This window comes from Mesorhizobium sp. WSM1293 (assembly GCF_000513875.1).
Classification (GTDB): Bacteria; Pseudomonadota; Alphaproteobacteria; order Rhizobiales; family Rhizobiaceae; genus Mesorhizobium; species Mesorhizobium ciceri.
This window is the reverse complement of the sequence record NZ_AZUV01000009.1, coordinates 23,899-45,860: the sequence shown is the minus strand read 5'-3', so window position 1 is coordinate 45,860 and position 21,962 is coordinate 23,899. Positions and strand designations below refer to the sequence as shown.

Annotated in this window: 14 protein-coding genes and 3 pseudogenes; 11 read left to right on the top strand and 6 right to left on the bottom strand. The window is 56.9% G+C overall.

From position 1 onward, the window contains the following. The first annotated feature begins 367 nt into the window (after positions 1-367). The 4 genes from M729_RS01000000134905 (at position 368) to M729_RS0111955 (ending at position 5,932) form a co-directional block, all read left to right on the top strand. Positions 368-1,582, top strand: a complete 1,215-nt coding sequence (locus M729_RS01000000134905) for a DUF2235 domain-containing protein (protein WP_050596223.1) — start codon at positions 368-370, stop codon at positions 1,580-1,582. Between the two features lie 136 nt (positions 1,583-1,718). Continuing rightward, the gene (locus M729_RS0111965; protein WP_027161686.1) at positions 1,719-2,567 is read left to right on the top strand and encodes a S1/P1 nuclease; all 849 of its coding nucleotides are present in this window, start codon (positions 1,719-1,721) and stop codon (positions 2,565-2,567) included. Between the two features lie 111 nt (positions 2,568-2,678). Continuing rightward, positions 2,679-4,613 carry a serine protease gene (locus M729_RS0111960; protein ID WP_245267561.1) on the top strand — a complete coding sequence of 645 codons (1,935 nt, stop codon included), beginning with the start codon at positions 2,679-2,681 and terminating at the stop codon, positions 4,611-4,613. Further along, positions 4,595-5,932 carry an MBL fold metallo-hydrolase gene (locus tag M729_RS0111955; RefSeq protein ID WP_027161684.1) on the top strand — a complete coding sequence of 446 codons (1,338 nt, stop codon included), beginning with the start codon at positions 4,595-4,597 and terminating at the stop codon, positions 5,930-5,932. Before M729_RS0111960 ends, M729_RS0111955 begins: the two co-directional genes overlap by 19 nt. A gap of 262 nt (positions 5,933-6,194) precedes the next feature. Here M729_RS0111955 and M729_RS0111950 read toward each other — a convergent pair whose 3' ends face one another. Together M729_RS0111950 and M729_RS01000000134900 are read right to left on the bottom strand one after the other, a co-directional pair. After that, positions 6,195-8,084, bottom strand: a complete 1,890-nt coding sequence (locus M729_RS0111950; protein WP_027161683.1) for a UvrD-helicase domain-containing protein — start codon at positions 8,082-8,084, stop codon at positions 6,195-6,197. Continuing rightward, positions 8,081-10,420, bottom strand: coding sequence for an ATP-dependent endonuclease (locus M729_RS01000000134900; RefSeq protein ID WP_032808332.1), 2,340 nt, complete (start codon positions 10,418-10,420; stop codon positions 8,081-8,083). The genes M729_RS0111950 and M729_RS01000000134900 overlap by 4 nt, the downstream gene beginning before the upstream one ends. Before the next feature lie 1,345 nt (positions 10,421-11,765). Between M729_RS01000000134900 and M729_RS1000000138795 the strand changes: the two genes are divergently transcribed. Beyond that, positions 11,766-11,933: a hypothetical protein gene (locus M729_RS1000000138795; protein WP_198032088.1), complete on the top strand. Its 168-nt coding sequence runs from the start codon at positions 11,766-11,768 to the stop codon at positions 11,931-11,933. A gap of 27 nt (positions 11,934-11,960) precedes the next feature. Here M729_RS1000000138795 and M729_RS0111935 read toward each other — a convergent pair whose 3' ends face one another. Next, positions 11,961-12,659, bottom strand: coding sequence for an IS6 family transposase (locus M729_RS0111935; protein ID WP_027161682.1), 699 nt, complete (start codon positions 12,657-12,659; stop codon positions 11,961-11,963). A gap of 75 nt (positions 12,660-12,734) precedes the next feature. Between M729_RS0111935 and M729_RS01000000134895 the strand changes: the two genes are divergently transcribed. Continuing rightward, positions 12,735-13,403 carry an IS110 family transposase gene (locus tag M729_RS01000000134895; RefSeq protein ID WP_032808330.1) on the top strand — a complete coding sequence of 223 codons (669 nt, stop codon included), beginning with the start codon at positions 12,735-12,737 and terminating at the stop codon, positions 13,401-13,403. Between the two features lie 285 nt (positions 13,404-13,688). Here M729_RS01000000134895 and M729_RS01000000134890 read toward each other — a convergent pair whose 3' ends face one another. Together M729_RS01000000134890 and M729_RS01000000134885 are read right to left on the bottom strand one after the other, a co-directional pair. Continuing rightward, the gene (locus tag M729_RS01000000134890; protein WP_245267560.1) at positions 13,689-13,958 is read right to left on the bottom strand and encodes a hypothetical protein; all 270 of its coding nucleotides are present in this window, start codon (positions 13,956-13,958) and stop codon (positions 13,689-13,691) included. A 151-nt stretch (positions 13,959-14,109) separates the two neighbouring features. Beyond that, positions 14,110-14,654 (bottom strand): annotated as a pseudogene (locus M729_RS01000000134885) (recombinase family protein). Positions 14,655-14,995: 341 nt separating this feature from the next. On the opposite strand from M729_RS01000000134885, the pseudogene M729_RS01000000134880 reads away from it, so the two are divergent. The 3 genes and pseudogenes from M729_RS01000000134880 to M729_RS01000000134875 all read left to right on the top strand — a co-directional run. Beyond that, a pseudogene (locus tag M729_RS01000000134880) lies at positions 14,996-15,205 on the top strand (transposase); the annotation flags it as partial. Positions 15,206-15,633: 428 nt separating this feature from the next. Beyond that, complete coding sequence (locus tag M729_RS0111910; protein ID WP_032808328.1) at positions 15,634-17,319, top strand: NAD(P)/FAD-dependent oxidoreductase; 1,686 nt, start codon at positions 15,634-15,636, stop codon at positions 17,317-17,319. Between the two features lie 114 nt (positions 17,320-17,433). Further along, positions 17,434-17,805, top strand: a pseudogene (locus tag M729_RS01000000134875) (DDE-type integrase/transposase/recombinase); the annotation flags it as partial. A 320-nt stretch (positions 17,806-18,125) separates the two neighbouring features. Here M729_RS01000000134875 and M729_RS1000000138365 read toward each other — a convergent pair. Continuing rightward, the gene (locus M729_RS1000000138365) at positions 18,126-18,365 is read right to left on the bottom strand and encodes a hypothetical protein (protein WP_156949285.1); all 240 of its coding nucleotides are present in this window, start codon (positions 18,363-18,365) and stop codon (positions 18,126-18,128) included. 774 nt (positions 18,366-19,139) lie between these two features. On the opposite strand from M729_RS1000000138365, the gene M729_RS0111890 reads away from it, so the two are divergent. Together M729_RS0111890 and M729_RS0111885 are read left to right on the top strand one after the other, a co-directional pair. Continuing rightward, positions 19,140-19,514, top strand: a complete 375-nt coding sequence (locus M729_RS0111890) for a hypothetical protein (protein WP_027161678.1) — start codon at positions 19,140-19,142, stop codon at positions 19,512-19,514. Positions 19,515-19,555: 41 nt separating this feature from the next. Further along, positions 19,556-21,076 (top strand): radical SAM family RiPP maturation amino acid epimerase, encoded by a 1,521-nt coding sequence (locus M729_RS0111885; protein WP_156949284.1) that lies wholly within the window; start codon positions 19,556-19,558, stop codon positions 21,074-21,076. Positions 21,077-21,962 lie beyond the last annotated feature (886 nt).

Here is a 21,962-nt window from a genome sequence, read left to right as displayed (position 1 = left end):
CATTCTGCCGTATAGGCACGAGCTAGCGATAGCGCCACTATGAATTTGAGCTCGTCGAAGTTTGGCGGTAAGAACAGGCAGACTGCTCAAGCCCAGGTGAGGCTTAGGCAGGCGGCACGCCGAATGTCTGCTTTCCATTATTTTGTGCCAAAAGCGGTCTGACCGCTGTCGGCCCCAAAGGCGACATCGGAGCATGTGTCCGGCAATGGCCGCTTCTGGTTCAAAGCAGTCATTCAGAACGAGATCAGCGTGCAAATGGCGCGCATGAGTGCTTCGGCGACCGCCTGCATGAAAAACCGTGCTAGACCATAGAACTTCAAAATCGTCCATTTAATCTCAATGCATCAGTGGGGGAGTGTTGAACAAGGTGGGGAAAAATATCGTCGTCTGCTGCGATGGAACCGGCAACCAGATCGAGCGCAACCTCTCAAATGTGCTGAAATTGTTTCGCATCCTGAAGAAGAATGAGGAACAGCGCGTCTATTACGACGCCGGCATAGGCACGATCGGCGCCAGTGACGCATGGGCTCGCTGGCGGCAAAACACCAAATCGGTGTTTGAGCTGGCCACTGGATATGGGCTCGACGCTGAAATCGCCGGTGCCTACGAATTTATCTGCCGGCACTATGTCGAAGGGGACGCAATTTTCCTCTTTGGCTTCAGCCGCGGCGCCTACACAGTGCGAGCCGTTGCAGGCCTGATCCACATGATCGGCCTGCTGCAGCCGGACCAGCTCAACATCGTTCGATATGCTGTAAGCTCCTATAAGCAGGCCAGCGACGAGAACGACCTAAGCGTCGCCTGGCACTTCTCCAAAGTCTCTGGAGCCCGAGACGCACGTATCAAATTTCTTGGTGTCTGGGATACGGTTGCGTCGGTCATCGTGCCGCGAAAGGACCGACTCCTGCCGCAGCTCCAGACACTGCCGCATACAAGAACTAATCCGAGTGTCGAAGTGTTTCGCCATGCAATTGCGATCGACGAGCATCGACGCATGTTCCGGCTGAACCGGTGGGTCGAACCGCAGCCGTTCGTCGAAAATCCTTTCGATAAAACCGCGCCGGTACAAGAGCAGGATATCAGGCAAGTCTGGTTCGCCGGATGTCATTCGGATGTCGGTGGTGGGTATCCTGAAGAGGACAGCGCCATCTCCAAATTTCCGCTCGACTGGATGATTGATGAGGCCACGGCATTTGGATTGCAGATCAATTCTCGGATGCGAGAGCGCCTCGTCTTCGGAACAGGGGAGGGCGAGGGGAAGATGAACTTCGTTGGCCCGAGCCCACTGGGGACCGTGCACGATTCAGTGACGTGGGGCTGGAAGCCGCTTGAGTGGATTCCAAAATCCGCCAAATGGCGTGAATGGAAGCGGAAATCGGCCCTCGGTTTCTACCTTCCGCAGGCCGAGCCTCGCATGATCGAGCGGCAAGAGCCGCAGCCGTTTGTTCATCAGTCGGTTCTGGATCGGAAGGCAGCCGTCTCGGCCTACAAGCCCGAGAATTTTCCAGTGGCATTCGACGTAGAGCCTTATAGTGACCGTATGAAAGAGCACTTGGTTAAAGCACCTATCCAGTTAATTTAGGCACAGGCGTAGAGCAGCCAAGGTGTCTGTGGGTACGGTCGAGCAAAATTTTCTGGTAGGCGTGATCCGTTCGGGTTGATTGTGACGTGCTGTTGGAGAAGTATTGGCAGGCTGGTCTGGCGCGGGGAGGGTTCCAATGCTGCGTCGTATTTCTCTGGCAGCCGCTTTTCTAGTCATTGCATCGAACCTCGCACTGGCTTGGGGGCCGTCGGGACACGCGATCATTGCCGAAATCGCGCAGCGCCGCTTGGGTGCGGAGGCGCTGAAGGGTGTTTCGGATCTTCTCGGCCCCGGAGCCTCGCTCGCGTCTATTGCAAATTGGGCAGATGACGAGCGGGTCCAAGATAAAGTCGCTACCAAATGGCATTTCGTTGATATTCCGGGGACTGCCACGGCATACGACGCCTCTCGCGATTGCATCCCCGACGCGGCTCTCGGTGACTGCCTGATCGCTGCCATTAACAGGCAGCTCGCGGTTGTCGCCTGCCCAACACAGCCTGTCGATGCCCGTCAACGCGCTTTGAAATTCCTGGTCCATTTGGTGGGTGATCTGCATCAGCCTTTGCATGCCATCGGAGATGCAGGCGGCGGCAACGGCATCGCGGTGACGATCGTCACCCAAGAGGGCGTCAACGGCGATCTTCCGTTCAACAGCAATCTTCATTCCGCATGGGACGTCGCGCTGATTGAGAAGACCGCCTGGTCGTGGGGCACCTATGAAGAGCGACTGGAGGATGGTTGGCTGAAGGCCGCAGATGTTCCCGCGGTAACTGCTGGAACGACGATCGACTGGGCGAATGAGAGCCACAGGCTTGCTGTCGCAATCATCAAATCTGTCCCGCCCAACACCGTTCTCGATGATGCATACAGGAAAGCCAATCTGCCCATTCTCGACGAGCAACTCGGCCGCGGCGGTCCGAGGCTTGCGAAGCTGTTAAACGATGCGTTTGCGGCGGCTCAGTGTAAAATCGGGAAGCAAGGGTAAAGTCGTGGTGGTTCGGATAGTCTGGTGCGCAAGAGCTAAGAACCGGACAGCCGTGACATCTCCAAGTTCACGATAGCAAGGCCAGTTCGCGGTCATCCGAGGGGGATGCAGATGGCGAAAAAGAGCAGTACCGTTAAGAACGGTGAAAAGGCTGTGGCGATGGCCCTGTCACCTGCTGAGACGCGAGACGTTTATGCCTCCCGGCGGTTTCTGGACGGGACCACGCAGAAGAAACTCGGCCTCAAGATTCGCTTCGACACATATTACAAGGATCCTCTTGTCGCGAAGCAGAATCCAGGTCTGGAGATCGACGGCGATTTCTATGTGCCTTGGGAGCCGCGCATTGGCGATGGCCCGACAAGCGCAAGGTTTGCTATTGTCGACTACGACAGCACCGCGAATACGTTGGAAGAACCGGCCAAATGGAGCGTCGGGGAGAAGGCGTTTCTCGATCCAAAGGGGCGCAAGGTAGATAAAGCGCTGAAAGAGACGGCTCACTTCCGCCAGGTCAGTACCTGGGCAATCCTGCAAAGCACACTTGATTTCTTCGAGAGCCCCAGCGGCCTCGGCCGGCGCATCTCCTGGGCGTTCGAAGGCAATCGGCTTCTGGTCACGCCGAATGCCGGTTACGGCGCAAATGCCTATTATGATCGCCAGAGCAAGTCCCTCCAGTTCTACTATTTTGACGACGACAGCGGTCAGCGAATTCACACCTGCCTATCCAGCGATATCGTCAATCACGAGTTCGGCCATGCCCTGCTGGATGGGATTCGCCCATACTACTTGGAGGCGGTCTCACCACAGACAGGTGCTTTTCACGAATTCCTTGGGGACCTGACCGCAATCTTGATGACGCTGCGGAACAATTCGTTCCGTAAGGAGCTTGCGGCCAGGACCAACGGCCACTTGAAGACGAAATCCGGTGACGAACTCATCGCATCTGTCGCCACAGAGTTCGGCAACGCCGTGTCAGGACAACCATACCTGCGTAGCGCTGCTAATGAGCATTTGCTGGGCGAATACAAGGATGAGATCGAACCTCACGCACTCTCGGAGGTGATGACCGGAGCGATGTTCGACATCTTCGTTGCGTTGACTGAGCAATATCTCAAACGAGAGCGCAGCGACGGGGAGACACACACTCCAGCTCAATCGCTACAATATGCGGTCGCTCAGATGCAGATAATTGCCATCCAGGCGCTCGATCTTTTGCCGCCTGTCGAAGTTACATTCAACGACTATGGGCGCGCCGTCTTGCGCAACCTCGCGATCGCAGATCCAACCGATCCCAAAAATTATCGCAAGATGATCGCTGACATTTTCGTCCACCGCGAGATCATGACCGAAGCGGAGAGGGCCGACCTGCTGGCGCGCGCGCCTTTGTACGATCGGATGCCAGGAACAATTACGCACGATCCGGAGCTCATCGCGAGTTCGCGCGCCGCAGCCTACCGGTATCTCGATGACAACCGCGACAAGCTCTTCATTCCCGACCATGTCGACATTGTCGTCAATGAGGTCTTCACCTCCGAAAAGATGGTCGGTCCAGGTCTCTTCCAGCCCAAACAGATCATCCTTCAATATCTGTGGCGCGAGGATTTGGCATTAACGGGCACGCAATTTGGCTCTTTCAGCGGCAAGACGACCAGTCTCCTCTGTGGCGCGACGATGGTGTTCGACGTCAATGGCAGCCTTCTCTATTGGGTGCGCAAGCCGGGCAGTGAACCCTTTGCCACTGCAGGCGTGGCGATGGAGAAGATGAAATCACGCAAGAAACTCTTTGGCACCGAGCAGGTAGCCTTAGCTGAACTCGAGGTTGGCAAGCAGCGCAGGCAGGAGTATCTCGACGCACTTTCCAGACGCATCGGTGAGGGGATGGTTGGCGAGGAACTCGCCGGCCCCGAAGGTCTTGTTGGAGGCCTTACACCGCCGCTGATCGCGCGAGAAGTTGACGGCTCGGTTCGGTTTGAACTCTCGCCGCACTTTCATGTCTATGATGATGATGATTCCAGCCTGGGAGCGCTTAGATGGCAAATGAGCTCCTGATCCGCCTTTATGACGTCGGTTTGGGCGACTGCATTTATGTTCGCATTCCCGGCAAAACCGACAAGAAGGAAGATGCATTCCATATGCTGATCGACTGCGGCACCTGGAGCGAAGGGAAGCTTCTTGTCGCGGCGATGAAACAACTCGAGAGCGAGTTGCCAGACGCACAGGATGGAAAAAAGCGGCTCGATCTTGTCGTTGTCACGCATGAGCACAAGGATCACATAGCGGGCTTCGATCCCAAGCTGTTCGAGAATATGAAGGTCGGCGCGGTTTGGATGAACTGCGCAATGAATCCGAGACATCCGCAGGCCGGAAAGACCCGCAAGATTAGAGGAGTTGCTGAGCAGGCCATGCGGGGGCTTGCGGCACTTGGGCTCAGCCTGAGCCCTCGTGCAAGCGAGCTCTTGTCAGTTTTCCAGATCGACAACAAAGGCGCCATGCAGACGTTGCGCAAAACTCTGCTCGATGGCGGAGACCCGACTTACGTGCAAGCAGGCGAGACCAATGAAACGCATAGCATTGCACTCAATAAAGCGAAGATCAACATCTTGGGGCCGGAGGCTGATTTCGATCGATTTTATCTTGGCGCGACCGCTCAGCGAACATTGAAGGGCGTGCTGGGAGCGGCCGCATTCGACGCGGAAGAAGAGCTTGATGCCACGGCAGAAGCGAAAGAGCCACCTGCGCCTCACAATATCAGTCCCGCCTCTTTTCGCGCCCTTCGCGCCCGCATGCAGTCGAACGCTTTGGCATTCGCCGAACTGGACGGCACGCTAAAAAACAACTCCAGCATCGTTTTGCTGATCGAATGGAAAAAGAAGCGCTTGCTGTTTGTCGGTGACGCTGAATGGAACGGCGACTTCAAAGAGGGCAAGATGAACGGCTCGTGGAATGTGATGTGGAACGAGCGACGAGATCTGTTCGGCAAAGCCGTCGATTTCCTCAAGATCGGCCATCATGGCAGTGAAAACAGTACACCCTGGGATATGGGCAAAGGAAAGCCGAGCGAGGCGACTGCGATCCTGGATGCAATCCTGCCGGTGCCGGCGGCCGGCCAGCAGTCGAAAGCAATGGCGGTTGTGTCGACCGAACGTGGGAAATATCGCACGATTCCGCGAGGGCTGCTGATGACTGAAATAGCGCGGCGCGTTGGCGATACCCGAATCTACAAGCCTGACCTCAAAGATTTCAAACCGAAAGATCCAGCGGATTTTGAAGCCTATGAGCGGGAATGGCTCGACAGAGCCCAGCCTTTGCGCACCGACTTCGAACGAATCAGGGAAGGAAAGGGCTTTATCGACGTGGTGTTGAGCTAACCGCTCGAGTTGGCATCCAGACGAAACAACCTATGGCTCAGGGCTCAGTTGCCGGTTAAACATCAACCGTAGGGATAGGCCTCTCTGTGGACAGCAAAAAGCTGTGTGCCGGGGGTACATGGAACCCCCGACTATCCAGACGCCCTTGCCGTGGGCTGCATCTGTGCCGAGCATAGCCGCTTGGCATTCAGACTATGTGGAACGATTTCCAAGACGCCACAGGTCGATAGCCCTTCTGACAGGATGGTAGGCTTATAGTGGCCTAGGCAGCGGCGAGATTGATGACGTCCTGAAGGTGAAACAGGCCGGACGCGACGATAGCGGCGTGAGCCTGCGCGGGGTCGTCCGCGAAAAAAACAACACCCAGATCGTCGCCGGCTCTGGAGCAGCAGACATAAAGAAGGCGACGGGTGCGCATTACCGTCGTTTCCTTGCCGTCCCGAATGTTCTGCTCGTCCGTGTCGGAGGGGGGCGTAATGCCGAAATACTTGCCGTAATTGAACTGATTATGGCGACCTTCTTCGTCATCGAGGATCGTGAGAACACGGCTGAATTCCGCGCCCTTTACCCCCTGATGCGTTTCGAACGGCGACTGCTCCTCAATGTAGCGACGATAGCCCCATAGCTGGCGGATTGGCGTGTGAAGGAGCTTCACCAAAGCAGCATGGTCGCCGCTTTCAACTGATGGAGCCGCAGCATCGTATTCGGCCATTGCCGCGAGGATGCGATCATCCAGCTTGAACATGCCTCCGTCCCGCAGATGCTCGAACGCAGCAAAAGCAGGGGTCGCTGAAGCCTCTCCGCAAATCTGCGCGAGTACTTTCACCCGAGTGTCCATGTCTTTCAAGATGCCGGGCACAGCGTTCACCTGCATGTAATCGCGCTGCAAAAAAGGCGCATGGCGACGCAGAAGGCTCATAACCTCGAACTGATCGTCATCGGCATCGGCTAGCATCAAGGGGGCCAGCAGCTTCAGCAGAGGGGTGACGGCCCAATGTGTGCCGTCATCGAAACCGTCTCTGAGACGGTCAGACGTCTTGTCGTGGAAGGCTTCGTACAGGGAGCCGAAGCCAAGGCGATTGGCGGCCATCCGGTGGGCAATCACCAAGATCTTCACGTCAGCGTCAGATTCATCGCTGAGCCAAAGGGCGTCGTTGTTGTGGTGTGCTAGCCACTGTCGCGCGTCAGCTAGGCTCTGAGTACGGTCGGTCTTCGACACCACGAGCAGTTTCGCCGAGCCTTGGACCGAAACGCGTGCGCCTCCGACCTCTTTCGTTTTGCCGCCGGTCTGAACAAGACCGTCATCGCCCGCGCGGATCTGATTGATCACATTGAGGACAGCGATGGGGCAGCGAAAATTTTCAGGCTTCTCGATAGACTTCCAGCCCTCGAGAGGTGCTATGACGCCGGCCCCGGATGTGTAGATTTTTTGCATCGGATCGCCAATGAACCCAAGGCAGAACTTACTGCCAAGCAAGGCTGAGATCGCCTGGAGTGCCGCGACGACATCCGGATCGGTGTCCTGACTCTCATCGACAAAGATGAACGGGTACTTCTGCCCGACCACTTTGGCGATGACCGGAAAGTCGCGGATCAGCTCGGTCGAAAGCTTGATAATGTCGTCGTGCCCCAGAATGCCCTTAGGGTAGTCGCTCCCGACACCGTAGGTGAAGCGTTCCACATCACTGACCGTGAGCTTTTGGGCTCGATACCGTTCGAGGTCGGCGTTTTTGCGTTCGCGCGTCGGTGCCCGCGTCCTGTTCGTAAATCCTGCAATCTCAGTTTCAGTGTCTGTGATTTTTTTGTCGAGCCGACGCCCGACCCAGCTTGCGATGTCGATCTGAAACGGCTTCACGGCCGCCCAGAGGAAGCTGTGGATCGTGGACACGTGGAACAGCGGATTGTTGCCGACATCACCCCAGATCTCGGCGACCGCGACTTCTGTATAAGTAATGCAGGCGATCTTTTTGGACTGCGCTCGGAGAGCTCGGCCTCGTGTTTTCAGAAGATGATCGAGCGCTTTGACGATCGAGGTCGTCTTTCCCGACCCTGCACCTGAGACCATCACGAACCCGGTAGACGCGTCATCGTCTAGCAAGGTTCTCAGTGCAATATCAGCCGTCGTATCTGGCTTTCCCGCGCGGCTGGTCATTGAGTCACCTGAACGTTCTGAGGTTGGGTAGGAGCTTCTGGGGCGCCCGCGACTTCAGCCGTGTCATCCGTCTCTTCTTCTTCTACGATCGCCACCTGTTGAGTCAGCCAGTCCAAGCCCTGCTGGATGTAAGTAGGGACGACCCATGTAGCGTCACTGCTAGCCAAGAGACCCAAGGCGAAGTTAGTCTTCTTGAAATGCTGGCCTTTGACGCGCGTGTGAATTTTCGAAGCGAGATCGGTTAGCGGCATGGTTCCCGCCTTGCTCCATCGCAGCTTCAGATCGTGGTGCTCCTTCTTCTGGCACCATTCAAGGTTTTCGTAAGCGAAGGCCTCTTCGAGGGTTCGGCTCTTCAGCTCAGCCGTCTCCGCTCCCCACGTTACGGTCACGGGGCACTGATACGTCACCATCACATGCGCACCCAAGCCATTCTGGGGCGCTTGCAGCTTACTTTCAGGCGCCGCGGCCAGGAGGTCTTCAATCAGCATCTTGCCAGGGAGCCACTGGCGTAGGGTCTGGTTTGCCGTCACAGCTCCAGCCGTTCCGGCAGGGCATTTTGAGCTTGGCTTCGGCTCATCTCCTTCAGCCGTAACTTCATCATCAAGCTCATCGTCTTCGTCTTCACGCGCGTCGTTATCGCTTTGGGTAGCGGCGTTCCCGTTGGCGTCCGGTGCGGCTTCAGGAGCGTCCTTGGGCCTGGGAGGGTACACGCTGTCGAGGTCCGTCACGATCAGGGTTGGCAGGCCGAGAAACTCAATCAGCTTCTGGAAGCGAAAGGCGAAGGCGCCGCCAACCTCAAGAATGCTGAGATAAGCAGCGTTCAGCTTCTCAGCGCCGTGTCCGATCATCAACGGAAGTACGAGGCGCTCGACGTTGCCCTCAACAAGGATTGCGCCGTCAGCGAAGAAGAGGTCGCAATGCGTCAGCTTCATATATCGCTGCAGGAAGTCCCGGTCTTCCTTGTTGCTCTCGTAGAAGGCTGAGAGGTTGAAAACAGACGAGCTTTGCTTGGAGCCGATTTCTGCCGAACGGCGGAAATAGCGTATCGGTTTGAAGCCCCGCTCGTACAGGATGTGCGGAGAATGTGTCGTGATCACGAACTGCGTGGCGTGAGCGTCCGCGCCTGCGGGCGGGATGAGTTCGGTGAGCTTGCGAACGAAGGCCTGCTGGAGTTGCGCGTGCATATGCGCCTCCGGCTCCTCGATGAACATCAGGTGGATTGGCTGGCGCTTTTCTTCCTCACCTTCTTCTGTAACCGACCACGCAGCATGGAGGTCGAGGAGTTCGACGCCCATGTAAATGAGGTTTTTAAAACCCAACCCGTTGTAGCTGTCGGGGAGGGACAGAGCTTCTGCACCACCGATCGCCTGTTCGAGCAGGTAGTGAACTTTGGCCTGCTGATCGCCCATCAGGCGCTCCAGCCGTAGGGCGGCGCGGATCTCCAGTGAAGGGTTGGCAAGGCCGGGATACCCGAGCTTGCGCAGCGATTTGAACGTATCCTTGAACACGTCTGAAAAATGCTTCGTCAATTGGTCTTCAGATAGCGCCAACGCGCGCAGGGCGTTGTGGTCGTCTTCGCGCTTGCTCTGGTTGCGCGTGTAGAAACGGCTGAGGCGCTTAGACAGATCTTCGGTTCGAGCCTGTGCGTTTCCGTCGCTCAAGTGTCGTTGCGCGCTCAGGAAGTCCACCTTGATCAGCGAATTGATGATCGAGTGGCCCGTGCGCTCGGTGTCTCCCAGAATCTCCTTCGGCGTATAAGTCTCGCCAGCGTTCGCGGGGTCGAGTGACGCTTCGTCGAGGATGAAATAGCGCAAGCCGTATTCATTCTTCAGCTCTCGCGCGAGGTAGTCTCGCATGTGGCGAGGCCAGGGCTTGTAGTCCGCGCCATGCTCGGCCTTGGTCTGCGCGAAATTCGCGGCCTCGGTCGCCATCCTCCGGTAGCTGGCCAGCGTCTGGGCGGCATTCTTCACGGCAAACTCAATTCGGACGCCGACGAGTGCGCCTTCCCATGCGGCTCGGGGCAGGAGATCTACGACCCGGTAGAGACTGTCCGGATCAACGCTGATCCACACATCAAGAGTTATGGCTGGAAATTCGAAGGCTTGCTCAGCCGCATCTTCTGCCGGAAAATTTTCAAAGCCCGGCCAGCAATCTGCGCTGAAATCATTGACAGTGAATTTGTCCTTAGAACCGGACAAAAATAGGTCCACAGCATGAGTTGCAGACGTTTTGCCGCTGTTGTTGGCTCCAACAAATATTGTCAGATCGTTTGCAAACTCGACGCGTGTATCTCTCAATCTACGAAAGTTCCTAAAAGTCAAAGAGTGAAGATGCATATGATTTGGCCCCCGCTCGAGTATGCAAAGAATTATTGTGGATTACTGAATATCGCTTAGGCTGTGCCATATCATGTAAACAACGGCAGGGGGAGTGACGCGAGGGCGAGACCGGCATTCTCTGCACATCAAACGACGTGGCGAAACGTGAGATTGGCGGTTGTGAGTGGAGAGCGCGTGGAGGCTCAACTAAAGCTCAAAGCTCAAAGCGGACAAGCTAAGGATCGATAACTTGGTTTGTTCTCGTTTTGTGCGTTTCCAGTCGCATAAAAGGGCAGACTGGTGTGCCGTCCAGAATTATCTGTCGTCGGCGTCCAGAATTATTTGTCGTCAGCTGTACTGCTAAATGGCTCATATCCCACTGCTTTCGCTCGAATAGGTTACCAATGCCCTTCGATCAACAGGGTTACCATTGTGCCCCAACGACAATTAATTTCGAACTGGCGCTAAGGCGCTGATTCATTGAGATAATTGCGGCCTCAATTGGTAACCTAAGGCCATTCATTAGGCGCATTGGTAACCCACCTGCGACAGGTTTGGTAACCCTCAACGAACGACTACCGCTGGCACTCGGCGGACGCTGAAGCCCGCAGATTCCCACCGCGGCGGCGGCTCGACACATAGGTCATTGATCGTTTTCGTGATGGGCCCGGCCTCTCCGAAGTCCGGATTAATTCCGGACAACGACAGATAATTCCGGACGGCACAACGTCTTTCGTTTGTCATATTAGGGGAAGTGCGGGGATAGGTGCCGTTGCGCAAGAAGCGCAGGGCACTTCGTCTCAACTCAGCGCGCCGGGGGGATTCGGCAATGGCGGCGCCGCACTGGCGGCGGGCAGTCGGCGGATGGCGGAGGCACATCGGCGTCGGGCACCATGGTGCCGACGACAGGTGTGGCGCAAGATGCCGCGCCGGGCGGAACGGCCGCCGCCGGCAGCCCTGATGCAGCGGCCAAGGTTGGTGCCAAACCTGCCGATGCCAACGCAGCCGATAGCAAGGATGCCAAGACAGCCAAATCAGGTACGGCGGCAGAGACGAGCGATATCGAGGCCGCTCCACAAGCCGCTGAGGAGCAAGCGGCCACGACCACCACGACAACCGGCAGCGGCGATCCCGAGGCGATCGGCACTCCGAAGGTGGATCTGCCGAAAGCGGCCGGCAACGGCAATCTTGGCTGTTCCATCGGCATCGATGCTCCTGCTTTCCATGGCATCGAGCCGCAGATCGCGCTCACTACAATTCCTCGCGCAAGACCAAGCTCGGCGGCCTCTACCAGGGTTGGCTCGGCTATGCCCGGGGGCTCGATGGTTTTGACGTCATCGAACGGGCAAGTCCGGGCTATGGCATGCCAGCCTACGATGCCAACGACGTATACCTGCTCGACGGCCAGGCGATGGTCGCCTGCATTGCCGGCATAGTGTCGCCGTCCTGCTCGACCGGCGGCACCCATGCGACCGAGAATGAATCCTATCGCCGCATTGCGCTCAACGGTTTTGTTGCAACGGCTGAATAGGGGCGCAGAGAGGCCTGATGCGGTCAATCAGGCGGCGAGGATTTCGAATTGCTCGGCCAGGGACAGATTCGGATTGAAGGCGTACCTCGCCTGTCGCTTGCCCATCGAGGGGATCATTTCGATGCCGGAAAGGATGGTGCAGGCGGTGGCCGTCGATTTGAAGCCGAACATCGGCCGGACCCGCCGCTTGATACGCCGATGGTCCTGCTCGATCCGATTGTTCAAATACTGGCTCCGGCGGATGCGGAACGGCTTCAGCCGGCGCCGGGAGCGATCCTGCAAGCGATTTGTGATGTCGCAGCAAACGATCGCCTCGTGGTTGGTCTGGCTCCCGTCGATGACGACGCGATCCGGTCGGCCATGACGCTCAAGCGCCTTTCTGAAGAAGCGCTTGGCCGCAGGCAGGTCGCGCTGCTCGCTGAACCAAAACTCGACTGTGTCACCGACAGTGTCGATGGCGCGATAGAGATACGTCCACTGGCCGCGGACCTTGATGTAGGTCTCGTCGACATGCCACTTGCCGGTGACGGCACGCTTGCGCCGGTTGAAACCCTCGAGCAACAAGGGCGAGAAACGAACGGCCCAGCGGTGGATGGTCGTGTGATCGACCGTGATGCCGCGCTCGGCCATCATCTCCTCAAGATCGCGCAGGCTCAGATTGTAGGCGAGATACCAGCGCACGCACACCAGGATCACGGATTCGTCGAACTGACGGCCTTTGAACATTGCAACCCTTCGAAATGATCGAAGGCTCCTTGCCACAGCGCTGGCAATCAAAAGGTTGCAACAGAACCTCCCAGAATGGTGCTCAAAACACGAGATTTGCTCATCCGTCAGCGCACTCAAGCAATCAATGCCTTGAGAGCTCACCTTGCCGAACTGGGCATTGTCAGGGCGACCGGTCTGGTCGGAATCATCAGTCTTGCCGCCATGGTGCGCGACGACAGTGACCTGAGATTGCCGGGTGCAGCACGAATGGCTTTGAAAGAGCTAGTCGAGCAAATCGAGACCGTGACGGCACGCATTGAAAGGCTCGATCGAATAATCCTTGCGGTGAGAGAAGACGACAGCGCTCGACGCCTGACGGCGATTCCCGGCGTGGGGCCGATCATTGCCGCGACCGTTCGAGCAGTTGTACCGGATTTCGCTGGCTTCCGAACCGGTCGAGATTTCGCTGCCTGGATTGGGTTGACTCCACGCGCGCATTCCAGCGGAGGAAAAGAACGGATAGGTTCGATCTCAAAGCGCGGAAACCGGCAACTGCGAACGTTGCTTGTCGCTGGAGCGACGTCGATCCTCAAGCTCGCTCGTCGTGGCCTCCAGCCATCACCATGGATAGCGGCCATGATGTTGCGCCGCCTGTTCAAGGTTATCGCTGTCGCACTCGCAAACAAGATCGCGCGCATCATCTGGGCTCTTCTCGTTCGAGGCGATAGCTATCGGGGAGCGAAGATGATCGTCCAGGCTTAGACAACGCGCTTTCCGGCCTACCAGTCGGAAAGGCAGGCAAGGTGCCAATTGTGATGAGCCAACGGGACGACATCCCGAAGCAAATCTGACCGCAAAATCGCAAGCGCGTTACAGCGCGAGAAGCTGATTAGGCGATTTGCTCCGCGGATCTCATCGTGGCCATGGCTGAAAGGCCAGAAAACAGGCCGGACATATGACCGCACCGTCCTTACTGGGGAAATACATGAGGAAATATGCCAAGCGGGCCGTTCCATATATGCGATTTTGGCTAACAATCCGAGAACGTCACGGCTTGTTCTCCTTGGCTTGGAGGAGCATGGCGACGTTTTCGGCGGCAAATTTGAACCCTCTGCGGTCGGGAATTCGCTCAGCGGAGATCGGGTAGCGTGGCCGCTTTGGATCGATGCCGGTGATCCGGAACCGTTCGCTTCCGGTGCGGAACTCGCGTCCGAAGTCCGAAGGGGCCAATCCGAATTGCTCTGCCAAGAACTCGAACCTGTCTTTTTCGAGATTGAATGCGGTGCCGTCGGAAGCGGGAATGCTGACGCGGAACACGGGCTCGAAGAAGAAGCCGGTATCCGTACCGTGCCATCCGGCGCCCTAGATGACCAGGCCATGGTCCTCAGCGATCTTCTGGCAGACTTCGAGCATGCGGGTCTGGATCTCTTCGCATGTGGCGTCAGACGGGTTATGAGCCTGCCCTTCATCATTTGCCCTTCCTCACCTGATAGACAGTACCGCGTGAGACGCCGAGATCGCGGGCGATCTGTGTTGGGTCCTGACCCTGTTTAAGCCTTTGCTGGATCGCGTCGCGGTCGATTTTCGGCGGGCGGCCCTTGTATGTGCCGCGCTTCTTGGCGGCAGCGATTCCCTCCGCTTGGCGCTCGCGCCGCAGATTGGTCTCGAACTCGGCAAAGACACCAAGCATGTCAAAGAAGGCCTTACCGGCGGCGTCGACGTATCGACAGGTTGTTCTGTCGCGGAGAGATGCGCGCCCTTCGTCTTGAGCTTGTCCACGATCATCTGCAGGTCGCGCAGCGATCTGGCCAGGCGGTCAATCCGGGTGACGACAAGCGTCTCGCCAGCATGAATGAAGTCGAGAATGGTGTTGAGTTGCGGACGGCCTTCCAGGGTAGAGCCGCTCTTCTGCTCCTCGCGAATGACCTCGCAGCCGGCGGCCTTGAGCGCGGCGATCTGCCCGGCGAGGTTCTGGTCGGTGGTGGAGGCGCGAGCGTATCCGATGCGGGTCATGCAAACTGTTCATTTTGGGTGTGCCGGCGCGATGCTCTGTTCATTAACGAAGATTGAGCCCAAAATATATACAGGCTTTTCCGGTTGCGACGTGTTCATGGCGGGTGTTCAGGCCGGGTATACCCCCATCGGTTCCGGTGGTCAGTTACGCCGTCGTCGGGGTTTCAGCTTTCTGGTAACCTCCGCCAGCCACGCGACTGCACCGGGCGTGGCCTGCCATGCCTGGCCGTTTTCGTCGACGTAGTCAGCTGCCTCATCCTCGCCCCCCAAAGTGATATAGCCGCCGATGGAAGCAACCAAAGGCTGCTTGCCGGAAAAGACGCCAGGCGTCGTGCCTACGAATCACCATCCTGCCACTGCCGCCGAAATCACCGGAGCTCAACCCGGTCGAAAACCTCTGGCTCGTATTGCGCGAAAACTGGCTGTCGAACCGCATCTTCAAATCCTATGACGATATCGTCGCCCATTGCTGCGATGCTTGGCGCAAGCTCGAAAACCAGCCTTGGCGCATCATGTCCATCGGCCGAAGAGAAAGGACAAATGGGTTCTGATCAGTAAGGAAGCGTATTATATTACATATGAAACGTAATAATAATTCAATGGGTGGGAATTTAGTGATAGAAAGAAATAGATAATATTGATAGTTAGCAAGCACTAATAGAAGATATCGCGCAAGAGTATTTGGAGCATGTTGGTGGCAGGAGCGAGACTTCCCCATATGAGAGGAACGCGATGTATTTCGGCTAATCCATTCTCATCCAAATAAATATGCGTCAATCGTCGATTAGTGATATGTGTTTGAAGTTCTTTTATTACTAAGTACTAAAGCTGGCAAGGTCTCTTCTAATACGTACCGTTAATTGCGCCTCCGGTGAGCAGCAATTGTTATGCTGTGGCCAGCGTTCCAATTTAACAGGGGAGGCATTCTGAGGGCGGCTACACTAGATCTCAAGAAATATAGCTATCACCGGAGAGCGGTATGCTGAACAATACCATCGCAAGAAATTCGTTGCCGAGTATCGATCTTCTGTATGATTATGGACCGTTCTTGCGATTGAGCGAGTCTGAAGGTGGTATCGGGAGCTTTGCTCAAAACAGCCGGCGCCCGCGGGTTGGCATTGTGGGCGCCGGCATCAGTGGCTTGGTTGCGGCGACTGAACTTTTGCGCGCCGGAATAACGGACATCGTGCTATTTGAGGCGCGGGATCGTATGGGTGGGCGGGCTTGGTCACAAATCTTCGACCCGCGCGAACCGCATCTCATTGCCGAGATGGGCGCTATGCGCTTTCCTTCCAGCGCAACCTGCCTGTTCCATTATCTGGACAAATTGAGGATAGATACCGCAGCTTCCTTCCCCGATCCGGGCATCGTGGATACCGAGGTGCACTATCGAGGTGCGCGTCATTTATGGCAGGCCGGCGAGTCTCCGCCGCCACTGTTCAGACGCGTTCATCAAGGATGGCAGGCTTTGATAAGCGACGGTTACGTGCACGAAGGGATTCAACTGCCCGCACCGGCAAAGATCACAACTTTGCTTCGGTCGCATCGCTTTGACCAAGCTCGTGACGCATGGCAGGCCTGGCTAGATTCGTTTCGCGACATCTCCTTCTATTCGGCCCTCGTCACCATCTTTACCGGACCGCAACCACCAGGGCGCGTACCTTGGAAAAGGCCGGAAGATTTTGAGCTTTTCGGATCGCTGGGGATTGGGTCTGGAGGCTTTTTACCTGTGTACCAAGCCGCGTTTACTGAGATACTGCGTCTAGTAATTAACGGGTACGAGGACGATCAGCGCCTGATTATGGGTGGGATCTCCCTGTTGGTGAAACGGTTGGCTGAACAGGAGCTTAACGGTGTGAGTTTGCGGCAGTGTGTCCGCTACGGTCATGTAAACCGTATTTACAAACAGGGCGGTCAGATTCTCGTGACATGCGCAGGAGGGCAGGTCGTGCCTTTTGACCGCGTCATCGTCACTACCAGCAATCGAGCTATGGAACTGGCCCATCGTCTCACGGCGGATGGAACCTTTCTTACTAACGAAGTTTTGCGAGCGGTCAGAGAAACTCACCTTACCGGCTCTTCCAAGCTGTTTATGCTGACGGAAAACAAGTTCTGGTTAAAAAAGGGCTCGCCGACAACCATCTTGTCAGATGGCCTTGCCAGAGGGGTTTACTGCCTGGACTATCAGCCAGATGATCCCGATGGTAGGGGCGTGGTGCTGTTAAGTTATACATGGGAAGATGATGCTAACAAAATGCTTTCCATTCTGGACAAAAAGGAACGGTGCCAGCGTCTGGTCGATGATCTGGCCACCATTTCCCCTGATTTCGCCCGTCATCTAGTCCCGGCTAACGGTGACTATGAACGTCATGTCCTGCAGCACGATTGGCTGATGGATCCATATTCAGTAGGTGCCTTCAAGCTCAATTATCCTGGTGAAGACATCTATTCAGAACGGTTATTTTTCCAATTCGCTACCGCAAAAAGACCGGAAGAAGACACGGGCTTGTATCTCGCAGGATGTGGATGCTCCTTTACCGGCGGGTGGGTCGAGGGCGCGGTACAAACGGGCTTGAATGCCGCATGTGCTGTTATCCGCAGCAGTGGCGGCCAGCTCTTGAGCGGTAACCCTATTGATTCGATGGTTTCCGCTTATCGATATTGAGAACCGGTAAATTAGCCTTCTTTAGAAAAGGCTTCTTAAATATTTGAAACGTCCACACTCAAGGAGATTTGCAATCAAATACTGGCCGGGAAAACTTCGGCGTTGGACTGGAACCGCCGCAACACTAAAGCGGCCAAGCGCTTGCTGACGCGGCTGCTGAAGAAGCAAGGCGTCGCGCCGAAGCGCATGATCACCGACAAGCTGCGCTCCTATGGAGCAGCCAGGCGACAGGTGATGCCGGACGTCGAGCATTGGTCGCATAAGAGATTGAACAACCGTGCCGAGAATTCGCATGTGCCGCTGCGAAAACGGGGAGCGGATTATGCAAGGCTTCCGATCACCAGGAGCACTGCAACGCTTGGTTTCGATCTTCTCGGCTCTGCGCAATCTCTTCGTCCGCCCCGCTCAAAACGCTCCGCTCTCGCTACACATATTCACCGCCTGCAGGCCATGGGGGAATGGAAAGCCGTGGCCATGGTCAGCTGACATCAGCGGCTGCAGGTCTCGACGCGTGTATATGCAGACAACGTGACATCCCCCTCGCAATGTTTCTATTGCCGGGACGAAGATCCCAGCTTCAGCCTTAAAGAACTTTCTGACCACCTCGCAACGGTATTCGAGCTGTATTACGACCGCACCTCCGACGAGCCGACGTCAATGCAGTATGCAATGCAGAATGACAGGAGTCGGACTACGAATGGGACCGCGAGGGGGAACCTGTCTCAGCGGCCGGCGCGGATCGTGATGCCGAAGAAGCCTTTGATCTCCGAAGAGCGCCGACGCGAACAGGACGAGCGCATAGCCGCTCAGATGGACTTGGTGAAGAGGATCGTCGGATGACGATGTTCGTTAAAACCCGGGCTGCGCTCACCGTGCGGGCTGCTTTCGAAACGGCGGTCAAGATGCGATATCCGGTGCTTGCGGTCGGCAAAGCCGGACTCGGAAAGACCGTAGCGCTCAACTGGATAGTCGCCCAAAGCGGCGCTGCCTATTGCGAGGTTGCGCAGCATACCGAGGCTATTAGGCCGATGTTCCTGATGCTGCATGAGGCCTATGGCGTCCCAAGGGACAGCAAGCACACATATGATCTTGCGAAGGATTGCATGAATTTTTTTGGCGCCCGATACGGCCCGACGCGTCCCTTGCTGGTGGACGAATATTAGAACTTCACACCCACTGTTTTGCGGGAGCTGCTCCATCTTCAGGAGAGGTGCGGCTTCGCTTTACTGCTCGCCGGCAACACTCATCGGTTAGCGGGCACGAGGCGTGATACCCGCGCTGTGGACCAGATCGAAAGCCGTATCGGCATGCGTTTCGAGATCGGGCAGCCGACGCGGGAGGACTGCATAAGGATCGGCGCCGGAGAGCCGACGCCTACGAAGCGATTGTTATCTAAGGTGAGAACACCTCGCTTCGCGCCCTTTGCCACCTCCTCCAGAACTGCGCTGCCGTTACCAATGGCGTTGGCAGCGAGACCACGCTTCGTGTCATGTCATGCGGCAGCGACAGCGCGCCAGCTCGGCATGCGCGGCTTTCCCGCACCAATACAGCCGGCCACAATGGTGTGGGAATCCACCCGCCCGGATGTTTTAAGGCGAAAAGCCGAATGGCTCAGCTACTCGGCCACGATCCGAAAGATCCAGAAAAAGGTCGGTAAGTTGACATCGTGCGGTCAGATAGCGCGCAAAATCAGAGATTGGAGATTGGTATGAAGCTTGCTGGTACATCAGCGTATGAAGCTTGCAGGTACATCAGCCGATCGCTTGTGGAGAGCGAGATGGCTGGATAGCTCGGACACTTAGGAGAGGCAGGAATTAGCTATGGCGCGAACTGACGTAGAGCGATTCATCAACGAGTTGGGAAAAAAAGGCAGTCCGCTTGAAAACCTCAAACGGCGTGCTGGAGGGCTTGCGTCGATTGTGGAAGTTGCAAAGGACCTCGACTACAACATCACACTTGACGAGATTAAAGGCTTTATCCGATCGAACAGGCGAGAAAAACCAAACAGCAAGAAGTTTCGCGCGACTGCGGGCCGCAAGGGTGGTTCGAGTGTTTCGACCTTGACCAGCCTTGTACACACCAATGCGGCTAATTGCGCTCCGTGTACATCCATGAGCCCTGTTGAAGTCGGAGGAAAAACTGCAGTCGTCGCGGTCGTTATCGTCATTGTGATAGTTGTAGCGGTCGCGAGCTAGCTCTGATCGCATTGGCTCGATGGAGCCGGTATGAAGAGAACATGATCGCAGAGCTTGTCAGCGAGGAGATAATGTCATCAGTCGGACAAGGGGCCGCTGCAACGGCTCATCTCTACCATCGGAGCGAACGCTGGCGGCAGATTTTTAATCGGCGCACGCCGAAGGAACGGCGAAGTTTGTCACATATCAAGCGCTTCATGGAGCGGCTGGCCGGTGACGGGAAATTCCGTAAGGCGCTTTCCGAGAACCTCGACAACCCTCGGATAGTGACCGCGTGCTACGGCATCGAAGTTGACCCAATGGAGATCCTGCCGCTCTGGTGCGGTGACTACCTGAAGTATCGCTTCAAGCCGGAGTCTGCCCCCTGGCCGCTGGCTATGATGTGGGATGAGTATACGCGGGAGATGTTACGCTATCGCGACCTCATGCGCGGCCAAGGCGAAATGTCCACTAACAATCCTCGCTTTCATGTCTGGCGCGAACGCCAAATCCGGCGCTGTAACGACGAAATGGGCGAATTGGCGCCGTCGATCTCGCACTCCGTCATCGCTTTCGAGCTGAGCGAAGGCTGCACCGTCGGTTGCTGGTTCTGTGGCCTCTCGGCAAGTACCTTCAAAGGTTACTATGAATACACTGAGCAGCATGCAGAGGTTTGGCGCGGCGTGCTCCGTGTGGCGAGCGAAATGTTTGGTTCCGCAGTCCGCACGGGCTTCTGTTACTGGGCCACAGACCCGATCGACAACCCGGAGTACGACCGTTTTCTGTTCGACTACCATCAAATCACGGGCGAATTGCCACAAACGACGACGGCGGCACCGCTCAAGGATCAGGCACTCACCAAGCGCGTGCTCGAACTGTTTGAACGCTACGGTCGCGTGACCAATCGGTTCTCGGTGCTAAGCACGGACCATCTTAATCAGATACACGCGGCGTTTTCGCCCGAGGACCTGATGGGGGTCGAACTCATCCTGCAGGGCGAGGACGGGCCGATCGCAAAGGCTTTCACCGGGCGCGCGCGCGCGCGGAAGGAGAAACTCAGGGCGTCCGGCAAAGATGCCGCAATCGCCGTGCCGGAGGGCTGTCCCACCACTATCGCCTGTGTTTCTGGCTTTCTGGTGAATATGCGGCAGGGACGTTTACAACTGGTGACGCCGGTACCGGGGAGCGAACGCTGGCCTCTCGGGTACCGAATCGTGGCTCAACGTTTCTTCAGCACGCCCGACGAATTCAGGGAAGGTCTGGATAGCATCATCGACGAGAATATGCTCGAAAGCCCGCCTCCCAACCGGCCAATTCGCTTCCGCGGAGACCTGCAGTACGAGGTGGGGGACCACTGCTTCCATCTCCGCTCACGCAACATTGAGCATCGAGTGCTCGACGGGGAGGTTCCGATTCCCATTGGCCATCTAATCGCGATTGGGAGCTGTACAGCCTCGGAGCTGATTATGAGGGCCACGGATGGAGCGAGCGTCCTTGCAGTCGCTGACCTGCTCGATCAGCTTTACGCGGCTGGGGTGATCGAAGAGGACCTCGACGACGTTTCGCTTGGTAGAACGGGATGACGGGCGCGGGCCTCGGGCCGCGGGCTTTTTTGCCCTGCGTTCGAATCCGATAAAACGGGCTATCGCGGCCGGTCCTCGACGACATCGAGGTGCTCGCCGACGGCTTCGCCAAGGACAATGGCGCCAAGCTTACCGAACGCTCTATGCCGACGGTTGGCATTGAATCATTGGCAAGCCAGGCCGGCGTGGCGTTCCCCTCACGGATCCTCTGGTCCCCGGTCCGTTGCGCTGTCACGTCATGGTTATCGTGCGCGCGGCCAGGCCGCGACATCTCTCCATTTGGTGATTTCACGAGCCCTCCTTCACGCAGCGCGACGGCACCTTCAAGTGCATCCCGGCAACGATTCGAGATGCCAAGTCTCTTGGCGCAGACTGGCACCCGGTGCTCGATGCCGTCCGGCGACAGGGCAGACTGTCTGGCACGCCTTGCCGCTCGCTGAGCAACGCTTGCGTGATGCGCCATTTGCGCGCGCTTTGGGATGTGCATCGCTTCCGCATTGCGCCGCAGAATCGCCGTTCTCGATTGCCGCGTTGCGCGGGAACGCTCGCTTGCCGCGTCGCATCGGATACCGGCCCCGAGCGGGTTGACGGGCGCATTCGTGTCACACTGCGGCCAAGGCGCGAAGCCGCCCAGACCACCGGGACGTGCGAAACCGACGGCCAAGGCCATGCGGTCGGCACATCCGGGCGCACGACCAACAGCATTTTTGTCAGCGGGCCGCTGGCGCGTGGCAGCGTCGGTGAATTGATGGGAATTCCCGAGGTCACCGGGCGCGTTCCTGGCGCTGTCGGGTTTCTCGCGGATAGGACGAGCTTGACGTTGCGAGGCCTGGGGCGGGTCCGTTTGACGCGCCGTCGAGATCCGCTCGACCTCCGAGGTGCCGAT